This is a genomic window from Lacticaseibacillus chiayiensis (genome assembly GCF_004123795.1).
Classification (GTDB): domain Bacteria; phylum Bacillota; class Bacilli; order Lactobacillales; family Lactobacillaceae; genus Lacticaseibacillus; species Lacticaseibacillus chiayiensis.
Genome location: NZ_MSSM01000014.1, coordinates 1 through 15,558, shown reverse-complemented (window position 1 = coordinate 15,558; position 15,558 = coordinate 1). Strand labels below are relative to the sequence as shown.

Below are 15,558 nucleotides of genomic sequence, written 5' to 3'. Positions count from 1 at the left end.
CAGTCATTGTTTTTTCACTTTAAGAACCGACCCACTCGCACGATCACCGGAGCTGCTTTTGACTCATCATATAATTTGACTTCATATAATATTGAATATCGTCAAACTTGTTAATGGCTTTTTGCTGGCGTTTGCCAGGATGCGTAGTCAGCTTGCCGTTGATCATATAATGGTTCTTTTCACCAAACACCGGCACTTGCCCTTCCAGATTCTGCAAAACCTGCATATACTGTGACCCTTTCCAACCCACATGTGTGAAGATTTCTGGGAGCACATACTTGGAACTTAATTTTTTTAATAAAACGAAGCTTGTATCATTTGCCAATAGCCAGATATGAGACTATTATTGCATTGTTGGTACAATTGAGTGAAAACAAAGGGAGGATTACAGCAACTTAACAACATTATTATGTGTTATTGTCGATATTAACTGAAGGTATTAAAGTTAAGGGGAGACTATTGAATAGGATTTTTAACAAAATAAAAACTCGAAGATTCTTCATGTATTTTATTGGCATTCTCGGCGTCATTTTTGGATGCTTGCTCGTCCCAAAAATAACCGTTAGCGCCGATGCTGATGCTATACTTAACCTCACTGAAGTTAACAAAACTGTTATGATTAACCAAAATGATAAATCAATCGATACACTTCCTTGGGGAACGAACGGCTATATCACTTTAGGCCAATCATCTTCCTTTATGGGAAAGGTAGTAACAATTACACAAGAATCCAGCAATTACGCCTATAGTCCTGAGCTCAAAGGATGGATCGACAAAAAAGGCATTGATGAGGTAACGAGCACTAACATCAAGGGCACTATCCAAAATGCAGGATACACCATAGATGCTTTACCCTGGTATGACGGCGTTAAAAACCTAAGCAATACTACCGACCATCTTAACGAAGCAGTTACAGTTTCCGCGAAAAATGGTTCATATTACTACGTCGCCAATCTTGGTTGGATTGACAAAAAAGCTTTTAATCCATCGGTTCAGCAAAAAGTAGACGATACCCCCAACTCGAACACAGATACTGGAAAACAGTGCCAAATGGCTAACGTTAATCTTAGTGCCACTGTTAAAGGCGATGGAAAGACCATTGACTCGTTGCCTTGGGGAAATGCTGGATTTCAAAACGTCTCCCAATCGAATGATTTTGCCGGACAACATGTTAAACTGACATTAGAATCAGGCGATTATGTCTATAGCCCAGAATTGAAGGGTTGGATTGACAAAAAAGGATTAACCTTCGATCTTTCGAATAAAACGTCTTGGCCATTCGACAAAGCCTACACTGGTTCATTTGAAGACGGACAAGAATTTGGTGATACTGGTTATAATCGTGGCGGGCAACCGGATCCCTACTTCCATGATGGATTTGATTTTGGCAGTGTTATTTATGGAGCAGGGTCACAATTTAAGTCTGTCACTGCCGGAAAAGTAATTTATACTGGAATCTATGCAAGATGGTCAGGAGCCGTTATTGTTGTGCAAGCCCCAGATGGAAACCAAGTCATGTACCAGGAGTTCAGCTCAGATATGCAAGATGTTTTTGTTAAAACCGGTGACACTGTTGAAAGTGGACAAGTTATAGGACGAATGACTGGTCCTCACCTGCATATAGGCATTACTTCAAAAGATTGGCAGGCTTCATTGGCAGATGCATATAACCCACAAGGACCGTGGATTGACCCAATTGCATATATTCAAAATCATCTATCGTGATTTTAGCAAGCACATAACTATAATTGTGCACCACACTAAAAACGGCTTCGGCATTCCTTATGCTATTAAGGAATACGAAGCTGCTTTTTGGTCCCTTCTCTCTCTGACTAACTTAAACGTTCAACAATTATTACAAATCTTCTTATAGCAATTTAGAATAGACAAAATTAAAATTTTTTCTGATTCAAAGTGCGTCGATTTTTAACTTACTTCTAACGCACAACTACCGCATATCTTTTAGCTTTGTAAATGTTCTCAAACGTTCCCCTGTCCATCCAATAAGTTCCGCTGATAGGATCCGAAACGTGAACTTGGTTACTAGAGCGGTTATAGCCGTCTAAAGTTACGGCGTGATTATTATTCACAGCTAGTCCAAAAAACCATTGTCCCCACCGAGCCGGCTGAAAATTAATGGTGACCCACGCTACAACCGGATTATTGTTCTTAACTTCATTCAATAACCCATCAACAGAACTACCAGAAATATTTTGAACGTTCCAAACCGCTGCCCCCACGTTGTCAGTGGTGCAGGGTATATAGCGGAATAGATCCAGTCATTCTCTACAAATGGACTTCCAACAAAACCGTTATTTGGATTACCATCCGCTGCTTTTGGAATCGTGTTAAGAAATTATGCTAAACCCCAGTTTGTAACAGTACCTTTGTATTGTAAGGCTTGCAGGAGAGAAGCCCCCTCACAACCACTTGGTGCACCAAGTGCATACTGGTTGTAATTTCTAACGTTCAAGAGATTATAATTATCATTGTTTTGTGTTCCTTGGCTGCTTGCATACCAAGAGATACCCTCATAATTCCAACCCCGCTGACTTGTTAACACGGCCACCTCATTTGGATTAATCGTGTATAAATGCGAACCACTTCTCAAACTAGGATTGTAAAGCCGACAAACTGGAAGTGAGCTGTTAGACTCAGAATAAAAAGCAACACCTTCATTGTTCCAGTCTGTGTTGTTGTTTAAATAAGAAACTTCATTCCAGTTCCTGGTGTATAGATGATCGTCTACCGTTGGGTTGTAAAGCCGATAGACAACATCGCCACTTGTCGGAGAATACCATGCAATCCCTTCATAATTTCCCCAGCCTCGAAGTTTTAATTGATCTCTTTCATTAGCATAGCTAGTTGTCGCGGCGCGGATTATATCGACAACATATCCGCGAAAGGCGGCAATTAATTCCAGCAAGGTCTTTGCCGGTTGCTGGAATTAACTGCCGCTATTTTAATCAGCTTTATTTCAGCAGATTGAGAGTACAAAACAGGAGTTTCACCTGTAAACTTGTTTAACGATCAAGAAAAGCAGAGCCACAAGGAGCCCTTACATGTATCTTACAGGACAAACGATCGTTGGCAAATTCCTACCGCCATTTTCAGACATTTTTAACCTCCTCTTGACAGCGAAGAGAATTTCACAAGCACTAAGATTCCAGAAATAAATTAGTAAGTTGATTCAGTGCAACCTCAATTAAAGAAATACAATCTTGTACAGATTATGAGTTTAAAAAGAAATGTTCCCATAAAAGTACGTTGCCCCAATCGCAATCAGGTTATTAACAACTGAGAAGACAGTAAATGCAAACAAGCAAATTTTAAGTGCTTTTTTCACTGCAACATGATCATTAAGAAAGAAGCTCGTCTCGTCATACATAACTGTAATTGCATATATGAGTATAAAGTCTAAGAAGAAGAATATTCGAGAACCAGATGCATACATCGACGGCGAGAATCCGATGGCAACAACCGTCACCAAACCAGATAATAGGGCAACAGACAAACTAACACCTGTGTCAAGACTTTTAAAGCCATTTATCAGCACAAGTAAAATGGCTATGAGAATTAGAGCATAAATGACAAACGGAAGATAGCTCACAAAATCAAAATATGTGATAGAGTCAACGCGATACTGTTTTGAGACAGCGTCGAAGAGCGCTTTAAATTCTGGTGTATAAGCCTTTACTAACGGAGAAAGAAAAGTACGGAACATTACAAATATTAATGGAATTACTGAGATCCCTACCAGTTCACGTGATCTCGGCTTTGTCGACAATGCTACAAAAACGAGCATTATTGCAAATATGAGAAAAAGAACATTATGATCCGTTAATTCAGAAAATGTATGATTAAATCCAACGCTTAGCTTATCAAAAAAAGTCATGTTCGCAAAGTCAAGCATGTGAAATTTTGTTTCCACTACCACACGTTGCTTATTTCCTGGTGCAACTAATGCTATAATAATATTTGCAAGACAAATGCTATACTGAATTGCTATGAATGCAATACCCGACACGGAAAACCGATGTTGTCGAATCATTAAAAAAGAGAAATATGACAACAATATCAAATACATAACACTATATGTTTCGAAGTTTGTAGCAAATACTAAACCTGCTAAAACAATCAAACCAAAAACGATACTGATGTTTTCATGCAGATAGACTTTGTAAAGTGAGACTAACCCAAGCGTCCCCAAAGCCAGCGGCCAAAAATAGTTAATGCTTGTTGCCATCCATCCAGCACCATTCATCATTGAAAGCGGAACTATGAACGTTAGGCACAAAATCAGGTAGTTGTGTTTGTAATTCGTTAACTTCATCATTGCCCATATCAGAAGCACCCACATTAGAATATCAATTAAGGCCCAAAGAATGACATGCATATTTTGCGAGAGCTTTAATAGCACCGCTTCGATGAAGACTCTGGAGGTCCAAGTCATATAACGATTATGTAAAGTGGCAATTAAAGTCGTTCGATCTAAATAGTGAGAAAAGGCAATCGCAGCATCCCCCGAGTAATCCCTAACAAATAGATGCTCGAACACAACTATCATGAAAGCGATGCTCAGAAACTTGTATCGAACATCTCGACGGAACTTTTTTGCTATTTGTTTCATTACCTTACCCCACCTTGTTTGTATGGCACGCCCGTTTTAATTAACTTCGGCTCATCCTTGTCTGCAACTAGGAATCCAACTTTGTATTTTCCTTGCACCATGTAATTCACTGGAATAAAACCATCAAATCCGGCATTCATGTAAGGATAATTATTGACCTTCTTCCGCATTTTAGCTACATCCGGTCTTTTGACCATAGTGAGTGGGAAAACCAAACATTTGTTGCTTTTGTCGTTGTATAGAACCAAACTGGTTATATATTTTTGTGGCTCTTGGTTTTTGACATAAATCCACCCTGCCACTTCCGAGTACACCCGGTTTCTAAAAAGAAGCGTTTCGATATTAAAAGAAACTTGCTTTTTAGCGATTGTTTGATAACTATTCGTGCTCACAACCTTAGGAGCTGCATGATGGTGATACTGCATAAAAATACACAGGCTAACAATAAGCACTCCAAAGCACACAACAATACATGATAGAATTGCTCTACTCTTTTTGCTTTCCTTCATCGCTGCCATCCTCTATCAGTTTCTTTTCCTATTAGAAAAAATTAGAATAAGAAACATTAATTCTTAATTTTTCTATGTTTATCATCGCAATATTTAAGAAATATTAAAAGACAAAACGACTATATCATTCTTTGAACTGTTATCTTTTTTAAGCACGCATTCATACAGTTTTAGCTTTAACGCTTGCGCCTAACTTTTACTTTTCCACTAATAAAAACGACTGGATCTCTTTAGATTCAGTCGTTAAGTTTGAAAATGGCATAGCACAACAAACGCATTAGCTAAAAAGACTCACGGATTTCGCTGGTTTTGTCAATTATAGCAGTATATTCCTCAATGCGACGTTGTTTTGCCACTACTTGTCGACGATTTGCATAAATTCTTTTAAAGCATTCTGCCACGTAGGTATCTCAAACCCGGTTGCCTTGGTTTTGCTCAGGTCCAGAATAGAGTGCCGCGGTCGCCATGCCTTCTGCGGATACTCGGCTGAGGAAACCGGCTTCACCGTGACGTCCTTATCAGCCAAAATCGCACTGGCGAACTCGTACCAGTTACAGCTGTTGTCATTGGATAGGTGGTAAATACCATAATTTAAGTGGTGATCAACCGCAAACGTCATAAACTCAGCGAGCGTTTTGGTCCATGAAGGCCGGCCATACTGATCATCGACCACCGTCAGCTCTTTGTGTGTCTTTGCAAGATTCAACATCGTATACACGAAGTTACGCCCATATTCACCAAAGACCCAAGATGTCCGAATGATATAGTACTTCTTCACGTATTTTTGAACTTCCTGCTCGCCTTCGTATTTTGCCCGGCCATATTCGTTACGAGGTGCAGGCTGATCATCAACAGTATAAATTTCCTTACTGTCACCATCAAAAACGTAGTCGGTACTAATATAAACCAACGTTGCGTCAACGGCTGCTGCGGCCTTAGCTAAGTTTCGGGTGCCATCAACGTTAACCAGCTGATTAAGTGCCTTGGCTTCATCCTCGGCCTTATCAACAGCTGTATACGCCGCACAATGATAGATGACATCGGGTTGGTATTCTTTAACGTACTGATTAACCGCAGCTTCATCAGTAATGTCTAGGTCTTTTGCATCAGTTGCCAGATAAGAAATCCCACGACCATCTAATAAGTGGCGTAACTCCGTACCAAGCTGGCCTTGCGCACCGGTAATCAAAATCTTCATGTATCTTCTCCTTGACCTCTGACAAGTCAATCAATTTGCATCTCACATCAACAATCTTGCAAATGGAATCATTGACCATGTTCTTGGTATTTTTCCTCAACAGCGGCCTTTTCATCTTGCCACCAGCTGCGATGATCGGTATACCACTTGATTGTGTCTGCTAATCCTTCTTCAAAGTCCGTGTACTTTGGCTTCCAACCTAACTCTTCACGGGTCTTGGATGAATCAATCGCATAGCGCATATCATGACCGGGACGATCCTTAACTTGATCATAATAATCGGTTGGTTTGCCCATTAACTTCAGGATCAATTCAAGAACTGTCTTATTGTCTTTTTCGCCATTAGCACCAATCAGGTAAGTTTCCCCAATTTTGCCTTTGGTAAGAATATCCCAAATGGCTGATGAATGATCATTCGTATGGATCCAGTCACGAACATTTTTCCCGGTTCCATAGAGCTTTGGCTTGATACCACTCAGAATATTGGTAATCTGCCGCGGAATGAACTTTTCAATATGTTGATATGGTCCGTAATTGTTCGAGCAATTTGAGATAGTAGCCCGTACCCCGAAAGAACGCGCCCAAGCGTGAACCAACATGTCGCTGGCTGCTTTGGTTGAAGAATACGGACTTGACGGATTGTAGCGACTGTTGACCGTAAACTTCTCGCCAGGGCCTTCACCGTGACCAGGCAAGTCTTCGCGTAAAGGCAGATCACCATACACTTCATCCGTCGAAATGTGGTGGAAGCGCACATCGTATTTGCGGGCCGCTTCAAGCAACGTGTAGGTTCCAATCACGTTGCTATGTAGAAATGGATCCGGGTTAATCAATGAATTATCGTTATGGCTTTCAGCCGCAAAATTGACAACGGTATCGACTTGACCCATCAGTTTATCAACAAGCTCTTTGTCGGCAATGTCGCCAACAACCAACTTCACCCGATCGCCTAAAACACCTTCAATATTTGCCTTGTTCCCTGCGTATGTTAGTTTGTCCAAAACCATAATCTGCACATCTGGATGGTTATTGTAAACAAAATGAACAAAGTTTGAGCCAATAAAGCCCGCACCGCCTGTAATCATTAGTTTCATTATCAAATCTCCCCGTAGACAAAATTATTTTCAGCATCCTTTAACTGTGGATGATGCTGATCTTTCTCGGACATAATAAGATGTGCCGTCGACATCGGCCACTCGATACCAATATCAGGATCGTCAAACGCAATACCTCGATCTGCCTCAGGTGCATAGTAACCTTCAACCTTGTAAACAAAGTTAACATCAGGCGTCAATGTAATAAAGCCGTGTGCAAATCCTTTAGGTACCAATAATTGCCTATGATTATATTGACTTAAAATATAACCTTCCCACTGACCATAAGTAGGCGACCCTTTGCGGATATCAACCAAAACATCCTCTACAACTCCGGTTACAACACGTACGAGCTTAGTTTGAGCATACGGTGCCATCTGATAATGCATCCCCCGTAGAACACCCGCTTCAGCAGATAGGGACTGATTATCCTGATTGAAATCATTTTTGATACCGGCTTCCACAAACTTTTCACGTGTATAGGTTTCCGTGAAGAATCCGCGATTGTCACCGAATACATCTGTCTCGACTAACTTAACATCTTTTAATTTGGTTGGAATTACTTTTAAGCTCAAATTCATACCTCCTAGGCCTTTTCATCTGCTAATCGCAAAATATATTGTCCGTAATCGTTCTTCTTCAGTGGTTGAGCAAGTTTACGCAACTGGTCACGATCAATATAGCCCATCCGGAAGGCAACTTCCTCAAGACAAGCGATTTTTAAATTCTGGCGTTTCTGTACTGTTTCAATAAAGCTTGCCGCTTCGTGGAGAGATTCATGCGTGCCAGTATCCAGCCAAGCAAAGCCTCGACCTAAAAGCTCAACATCCAATTGGCCACGTTCCAGATAAGCCTTGTTCACATCGGTAATTTCCAACTCGCCACGGGGTGAAGGCTTGAGGTTCTTCGCAATATCGACAACCTGATTGTCATAGAAATACATGCCTGTCACCGCAAAATTGCTAGCTGGATGTTCAGGTTTTTCAACAATTGATTGCACGTGATGCTGATCATCAAACGAAACGACACCAAAACGTTCTGGATCGTTGACCTGATAACCGAAGACGGTTGCACCTGTCTTCTTGGCAGCGGAATGTTGAACAAGTTTCGACAGGCCACTCCCATAAAAGATATTATCTCCCAAAATCAGGCAAACCGAATCATCCCCAATAAAATCGGCTCCCACAATAAAGGCGTCCGCAAGACCATTTGGCTTATCCTGAACCTTATAGCTAATATTCAACCCCAACTGCTTGCCATCCTTCAAGAGATCCTTAAAGCGGTCAATGTCTCTTGGTGTTGAAATAACCAAAATGTCCCGAATACCTGCAAGCATCATGGTTGATAATGGATAATAGATCATCGGCTTATCGTAAACCGGCACCAGTTGCTTAGAGATGGCCTCCGTAATTGGGTACAGACGGGTACCGGATCCACCGGCTAAAATGATACCTTTCATGAAAATGAATCCTCCTTATAACAATCAAAATCAGCAATGGCTTGTTTGTTCTTTTTTAAAAACCACTCACAGTATATACAGTACCAGTTTACGCTTACAAGCTGAAGCGTCATAACATGAAAAAAGCTTAAATAGAAAAAACATGACCGAATTAGACTGATCATACTGTAAAATGTGCATTCGAGTCATTCAGGTCAGATGGGTAATATCTTGCTGCACCACAAGCTCGTGGAGTTTCTGCCGTTCTGGCTCTTGATCCTCCTCCAGTCCCTGTGAAGAAACTTTATCAAACAAGATCTTGATTGTCTGAAGCAAAATACGGGCATCCAAAAAGATACTATATGTTTTGATATACAACAGATCGAACTTAAGCTTGCTATGATAGTCAGAAGCGTACTTGCCATAAACCTGTGCATAGCCTGTAATGCCAGCCCGAACATTATGTCGCAAGTAGTAATGAGGTTCTTGTTTATTAAACTGATTCACAAAGTAAGGGCGCTCAGGACGCGGACCGACAATCGACATATCGCCTTTCAAGACATTAAAAATTTGTGGTAACTCATCAAGCCGGAACTTCCGTAAATATTTGCCGACCGGCGTAATTCGTGAATCATGTGCTTTCGCTAAGACCGGCCCCGACTTTGCTTCAGCAGTGGCTGACATCGTCCGGAACTTCAAAATCTTGAACTCTTTTTGATTTAGTGTAATTCTGGTCTGCTTATAGATAATCGGACCAGGAGATGTCGCCTTAACCAAAATGGCCGTTACCAACATGAACGGAGAGGCCACGATTAACATTAAAATTCCGACAACAATATCGAAAACGCGTTTTAGAATTGCACTCTCCGGCTTAATTCGAAACTGCGTAATACCCATAACACTTTCATCTTCGAAGTTCATTAAGTTGGGGCGTAACATCATCAAATTTTCGAAAGTCGAAGGCAAAAGAATCGTCCGCTCGTGCTTAATAATGATGTCAATAATCTCGCGACGTTGCTCGTCAGGAATACTCTTTGTTAAGTAGAAAATATCAACCTTGTCGATGATCTTTTTGACATTTTCCACGAAATGATCGGAAACAACGTATGTGACTTTATGTTTGTTGTTTTTTGCAGAATTAAAATTTTCTAGCACGGCTGGTAATTCATGCTCGTATGAAAGCACCGCAACCTTGTAGTTGCTTGTAAAGTAGATATACAAGTAATAAATAAAGATTCGCCAAATGCCTAAAATGAGGATACTTAAGAGGAACGAATATCCAAGAACCAACCGAGGAAAGGCAAACAGTCTCCCCATAAAGGTAATCATTATCAGTCCTGATATCGTGATGATCTGGGCTAAAACCGTGTTGAAAATGATGTCACTAATCCGGCGATTGTAGTAAACATAAACGCCTAGAAAGAAATTAACGAGCAAGAAAAGCAGCGAGATATAAACTGCAGACCGTTCGTACATATAGAAGTTCCATTCCGGAATATCCGGGCCAAATCGCCAATAAAAGGCAAGTAGAATACTTAAATTAAAAAGAAGGACATCACCAACCATTGTCAGCAGCCTTTTAATACCGTTCCATTCGGCACTCTGTTTCATACAGCAACCCTCTCAATAATGATATCTTGACATGAAACTAACCGCCCATTATAGCATAAAGGCAACATCCGTCACCTTGGCAGGTTATTGTTACGCAGAGATAACGTGGTAGTCCGCGTTCAAAGGGACGTTTCTTACCACTCAGCGTAGCCCGTGACAGACAACGGATTACATTTTGCACGATACGTTGTGATCATTTTTTAAAGCCCCACAGCCAACACGAAAAATGACCAGTCATCAGTAACACGATGACCGATCAATCTCCTACCGAACCGACGCCACATACTTGGCCAGGCCTTCAGCAAGCGGCGTGTGGGTCATGAAATCAAACTGATCTAGTTTAGCTGTTTCGGCGTACGAATCGCGGATGTCGCCCAAGCGTGGCGCTTTGTGCGTCGCGTGAAGTTTTTTGCTAGTCAGCTTTTCGAGTTCCTTAGCCACTTGATTTAAACTCGTTTGCTTGCCGTTTGCTACGTTGAAGACATCATCGCGTGCGCTCGGCGTTTCTAGCAAGCCGCGAATGGCATGCACCACATCGCCGACATAGATGAAATCGCGGGTTTGTTCACCATCCCCGAAGAAAGTGAAAGGTTTGTCCGCTTCCAAAGCGTCCATCATAATCGACAAAACGCCACTGTATGGCGATTTAGGATTTTGTTTTGGCCCATAAACATTGAAGAAGCGGGTGCAGACCATTGGCATATCGTATAGGCGCCCATAGTTTAAGACCGCGCGTTCGGTGGCAAATTTGTCAACCGCATACTGGGTCAAAGGTTTAACCGCCATGTTCTCTTTCTTAGGGAGTTCAGGCGAATCGCCATAAACAGCGGCTGAACTGGCAAAAAAAAGCTTCTTGAAGGCGATCTTCTGGGTTCGCAAGGTTTCGATGATATTTAAATTGGCTTCCTGATTAACCTGGTGGGTTGCATATGGCCGTTCAACGGAATCGGCAACACTGGCAACGGCTGCCAACAACACGATGTAGTCGAACTGACCTTCCATCAGAAGTTGGGACATGAAGGCATGATCGGTGATGCTATGCTCATAGAATGTAATCCGACTGGAATCAGGAATGTTGGTTCGCAAGCCCATCGATAAATCATCGACAATGGTGATCGTATTATCAGGATCCGTTAACAACAGCTCGGTTAGATTGGATCCGATAAACCCGGCGCCACCAGTCACTAAGTAACTACTCAAGGTAATTTCCTCCGTCTTGCTCGTTTTATTTCTCTCCCATGGTATCACAGCTGCACCCGAACCACCGTAGCTTATGCTAAATGTTAGGAAAATGATAAGAACCGTTCCAAATGGCATCTCCCTTACCGGTACCGCACACAAAACAGAAACTATCTCCCATACACTAAATCGGCTCTGGCGGCACACCAATGTGCACCGTCAGAGCCGATTTTTGTTGTATCCGTCTTTTAAACCACTTCAGACAGTCTAATTCGACTGCACCAACCGCCGATCCAACCAACGACTGGCCAGCGACAAGGCGTAGTTGACAACGAAATACATCACAGCCAAGGCGACAAACATTGGAATCATGTAGTTAATATTTTGCCCGTAAATGATTTGTGCGTGATACGTTGCTTCTGGTAACAGGATAATCGTAGCCAGCGACGTATCTTTGACCAGTGAGATAAACTGACTGACAATTGGCGGAATCATTTTCTTGAGCGCCTGAGGCATGATGATGTAGCGCATCGCCTGATAAAATGTCAGACCATTGCTGCGGGCAGCTTCCATCTGTCCACGCGGCACGGCGTTGATGCCTGACCGGACGATTTCTGCCAGCATCGCCGATTCGAAAATACTCATCGCCACAATGGCCGCAATGATGACGTTCAGGCGAATGCCGATTTCTGGCAATGCGAAGTACGTAAAGAACAAGATCAGCAGCAGCGGCAAATTTCGAATCACATCGATGACAAAGCCGACAATCGCTGAAAAATATTTAATCTTTACATAACGCGCCAAACCTAAAATTACCCCGAGAACAAAGCTAAAGATGATGGAAGCTACAGACACTTCCAAGGTTACGCCTAATCCCTGAAGCAGGTAGCGTAAGTTAATCCAAGAATACGCGTCGATAAAGATATGCATCATTCCTGCCCCTTTCTATGCGGTAACCCATTTTTTCTCAAGATAACGCATCAGATAACTTAGCGGCATCGTCAAGATGAGATAAAGGACCCCGACGATCAGATAGGTATCGAACGTCGAAAAGGTCGTTGCTGCAATGAGTTTGCCTTGATACATCAGATCGAAGCCGGCAACGAAGGCCAGTACCGAACTGTTCTTCACCAGGTTAATGAATTGGTTGCCCAGTGGCGGGATCACAATTTTGAACGCCTGTGGAAAAATAATCTGCCTCATCGCCTGGGTATAGCTCATCCCGATACTGCGGGCGCCCTCCATTTGACCGCTTGGAACGGCTTCGATGCCGGCACGGACAGTTTCAGCGATGAAGGCACTCGTATAAATTAACAGGCCAATTGTTCCAGCAGTGAACCCATCAATTTTGATAATGAACCTTGGCACAATTACGTAGAAAGCTAACGTGATGACCAGTAGCGGAATGTTTCGCACCACCTCGACATAAATGCGACCGATGATGCGCAGTGCCTTAAATGGGGAGATTTCCATTAACGCAAACAAGGTGCCGATAATCAAACTGCCGATCAAAGCAAGAATGCTGGCTGCCAAGGTATAGCCCAGTCCGGAAAGAAGGGCGTTCCAGTTATTGGTAAGAATCGACCACATATCATTCCACCTCCTTAAGACTGAACCCTGGCACATCGCCGAACCACTTTTTGATTAGCTTGGCATAAGTACCGTTTTGCTTGAGCTGTTTGATCGCCTTATTGACTGCTTTGACAAACGGCCGCTGTCCCTTGTTGATCGCAATCCCATAAGGCTCCTTGGTAAAAGTGCCACCGGTGACAACATAGCGGTTATCCTGTTCAGACATTCCATACAGAATCCCGTTATCAGTGGTAAGCGCATCCCCTTGCCCGGACTTCAAAGCTGTAAACGCCTGGGCATAATCTGACAGCTGAAGTACGGTTGTCTCGGGTGCGGCTTTTTTGACGTTGTCGACAGAGTTGGAACCCTGCACCCCAATGACCTTCGTCCCTTTCTTCAAGTCCTTCACGGTTTTAATGGGGCTTCCTTTTTTGACCAAAAGACTTTGGCCGGCATTAAAATAAACATCGGAAAAATCCAGAATCTTTTGACGCTCCGGTGTAATCGTCATGGTAGCGATCACCGCGTCAACGTTGCCGCCTTTGATCATCGGCACCCGCGTATCACTGGTAACCTGAACCAGTTGAGCATTACCTTTTTTACCTAAAATCTGTTTAGTGACTGCTTTAGCCATATCAACGTCAAAGCCTTCGATTTTACCGGTTTTAATATTCATCAAGCCAAAAAGTCGCGTATCTGCTTTGACGCCCCACACGATTGTATTTGTTGCCTTGGCGTGGGCTAAAACATCCCGATCAGCGACACTTTTCCCGCAACTGCTAAGCGGTATCATCAGTAGCAACAACACCAGCGGCAGGAGCATGCGTTTCCACATTTTTTTCATTTAACACACCTGCTTTCTTAAGGTATCCCATCCGTAACTGGTTTTGTTGGGCTAATGATTAATGATTTTGCTGATGAACTCCTTAGCCCGTGGCTCTTGCGGGTCATCAAAAAATTGGTTGACGTTGCTGGAATCGACCAGAATCTTGCCATCATCCATAAAGACAATCCGGTTGCCAACATGGCGGGCAAAGCCCATTTCGTGGGTAACAACAACCATGGTCATCCCGTTTTCGGCAATCTTTTGCATGACATCCAGTACGTCGCCAATCATTTCCGGATCCAGTGCGCTGGTCGGTTCGTCGAACAAAATGGCTTTCGGCTTCATGGCAAGACTACGGGCAATGGCCACCCGCTGTTGCTGCCCACCGGATAACTCGCCAGGAAAACTGTCCGCCTTACTTTCCAATCCAACCATTTTAAGCAAATCGCGCGCTTCCTGTTCAACTTCGGCTTTATCTCGCTTTAAAACGAGATCTGGCCCGAGCGTGACATTTTGCAGCACGTTCTTGTTGGCATACAAATTAAAATGCTGAAAAACCATGCCAACATTTTTGCGAATGCGGTTCATATCGGTTTTCTTGTCGGCTAAATCAAAGTCATTGACAATCAGCTGACCGGACGTGATCCGTTCAAGCCCATTGATGCAACGCAACAGGGTACTTTTACCAGACCCTGAAGGCCCGATTATCGTGACCACCTCGCCGCGATCGACTGTTAGATTAATATTTTTTAATGCTTGGAACTTCCCAAAATACTTGTTAACGTCATGAAATTCAATCATTGACATGGCTAAGGACCTCCTTGGGTTCACTACCTCTTATCATGGATTTTACATAGAAAGCTAATGATGCGCAAATATTTCTTTTAAAAATTGAGCATTTATTTTCGATAAAAACGAATAATGCCGGTTTTTGGGACTTTTATGGATGGGACGACAAGGTTGGCATTTGGTGTACGTGTTACCTTAGTATTGATGGATTGCGTTCTGCCATGACAAAGAAAACCAAGCAAAAAGTGGGTCTACACTTTCTGGTGTTGAGAAATAATCAACACTGAACGTGTAGGCCCTTTTTGGATAACGCAAAAAGACACCTACTCAGTGTCCATGCTATGCTTGTTAGCGTCGAAACCAAAAGCAAGCGAGGTTATGAGTAAATGTCCCAATACGATCCTACACTGTCCGTCCTTGGAATACCAGACCATAATATCAAAGTTGCCTTTGTTCGTCATGAATATCGCGGCAACGGGGTACGTCGCCGCCAGTATCATGTGATTGATGCCGAACTGACTTACCGGTTAACCCGGTGCCCACTGTGTGGCTTTGAGGCCTTGCACCCTAACGGGTTTTACACGGCCCACGTGCGCGTCCTCAACGGGGTTGAAATACCGACAGTCATTGACTTGCACAAGCAACGATGGCGCTGTCATAACTGTTACCACACAGTCAGTGCCAAGACGCCACTCGTGCAACCCAACCACAC

14 protein-coding genes and 2 pseudogenes are annotated in these 15,558 nt (G+C 42.8%); 2 read left to right on the top strand and 14 right to left on the bottom strand.

All coding sequences use genetic code 11. From position 1 onward, the window contains the following. Positions 1-43: 43 nt before the first annotated feature. Positions 44-289: pseudogene (locus BVJ53_RS06535) on the bottom strand (hypothetical protein); the annotation flags it as partial. Positions 290-501: 212 nt separating this feature from the next. On the opposite strand from BVJ53_RS06535, the gene BVJ53_RS06530 reads away from it, so the two are divergent. Then, positions 502-1,725 (top strand): GW dipeptide domain-containing protein, encoded by a 1,224-nt coding sequence (locus BVJ53_RS06530; RefSeq protein WP_129301709.1) that lies wholly within the window; start codon positions 502-504, stop codon positions 1,723-1,725. A gap of 212 nt (positions 1,726-1,937) precedes the next feature. Here BVJ53_RS06530 and BVJ53_RS15305 read toward each other — a convergent pair. The 13 genes and pseudogenes from BVJ53_RS15305 to BVJ53_RS06465 form a co-directional block, all read right to left on the bottom strand. Continuing rightward, a pseudogene (locus BVJ53_RS15305) lies at positions 1,938-2,866 on the bottom strand (C39 family peptidase); the annotation flags it as partial. 372 nt (positions 2,867-3,238) lie between these two features. Continuing rightward, a complete protein-coding gene (locus BVJ53_RS06520) occupies positions 3,239-4,630 on the bottom strand; it encodes a hypothetical protein (RefSeq protein ID WP_129301708.1) in 1,392 nt (463 codons plus the stop codon). Then, a complete protein-coding gene (locus BVJ53_RS06515; RefSeq protein ID WP_129301707.1) occupies positions 4,630-5,139 on the bottom strand; it encodes a hypothetical protein in 510 nt (169 codons plus the stop codon). The genes BVJ53_RS06520 and BVJ53_RS06515 overlap by 1 nt, the downstream gene beginning before the upstream one ends. A gap of 355 nt (positions 5,140-5,494) precedes the next feature. Then, entirely contained in the window at positions 5,495-6,337 is an 843-nt protein-coding gene (gene rfbD, locus BVJ53_RS06510; RefSeq protein ID WP_129301706.1) for a dTDP-4-dehydrorhamnose reductase, read from the bottom strand. 68 nt (positions 6,338-6,405) lie between these two features. Continuing rightward, positions 6,406-7,431, bottom strand: coding sequence for a dTDP-glucose 4,6-dehydratase (gene rfbB, locus BVJ53_RS06505; RefSeq protein WP_129301705.1), 1,026 nt, complete (start codon positions 7,429-7,431; stop codon positions 6,406-6,408). Between the two features lie 2 nt (positions 7,432-7,433). Continuing rightward, positions 7,434-8,012: a dTDP-4-dehydrorhamnose 3,5-epimerase gene (gene rfbC, locus BVJ53_RS06500; protein ID WP_167470173.1), complete on the bottom strand. Its 579-nt coding sequence runs from the start codon at positions 8,010-8,012 to the stop codon at positions 7,434-7,436. Between the two features lie 5 nt (positions 8,013-8,017). Next, complete coding sequence (rfbA, locus tag BVJ53_RS06495) at positions 8,018-8,890, bottom strand: glucose-1-phosphate thymidylyltransferase RfbA (RefSeq protein ID WP_129301703.1); 873 nt, start codon at positions 8,888-8,890, stop codon at positions 8,018-8,020. 189 nt (positions 8,891-9,079) lie between these two features. Then, complete coding sequence (locus tag BVJ53_RS06490; protein ID WP_129301702.1) at positions 9,080-10,480, bottom strand: sugar transferase; 1,401 nt, start codon at positions 10,478-10,480, stop codon at positions 9,080-9,082. Positions 10,481-10,744: 264 nt separating this feature from the next. After that, positions 10,745-11,680 (bottom strand): NAD-dependent epimerase/dehydratase family protein, encoded by a 936-nt coding sequence (locus tag BVJ53_RS06485; RefSeq protein ID WP_129301701.1) that lies wholly within the window; start codon positions 11,678-11,680, stop codon positions 10,745-10,747. Positions 11,681-11,926: 246 nt separating this feature from the next. Next, on the bottom strand, positions 11,927-12,589 hold the full coding sequence (locus tag BVJ53_RS06480; protein WP_129301745.1) for an amino acid ABC transporter permease: 663 nt from the start codon (positions 12,587-12,589) through the stop codon (positions 11,927-11,929). Between the two features lie 15 nt (positions 12,590-12,604). After that, positions 12,605-13,249 (bottom strand): amino acid ABC transporter permease, encoded by a 645-nt coding sequence (locus BVJ53_RS06475; protein WP_129301700.1) that lies wholly within the window; start codon positions 13,247-13,249, stop codon positions 12,605-12,607. A 1-nt stretch (position 13,250) separates the two neighbouring features. Continuing rightward, positions 13,251-14,075: a glutamate ABC transporter substrate-binding protein gene (locus BVJ53_RS06470; RefSeq protein ID WP_129301699.1), complete on the bottom strand. Its 825-nt coding sequence runs from the start codon at positions 14,073-14,075 to the stop codon at positions 13,251-13,253. Between the two features lie 51 nt (positions 14,076-14,126). Beyond that, positions 14,127-14,864 carry an amino acid ABC transporter ATP-binding protein gene (locus BVJ53_RS06465; protein ID WP_129301698.1) on the bottom strand — a complete coding sequence of 246 codons (738 nt, stop codon included), beginning with the start codon at positions 14,862-14,864 and terminating at the stop codon, positions 14,127-14,129. A gap of 368 nt (positions 14,865-15,232) precedes the next feature. Here BVJ53_RS06465 and BVJ53_RS06455 point away from each other — a divergent pair. Next, positions 15,233-15,558: transposase family protein (locus tag BVJ53_RS06455; RefSeq protein WP_131503894.1), on the top strand; the 326-nt coding region annotated here is incomplete at its 3' end.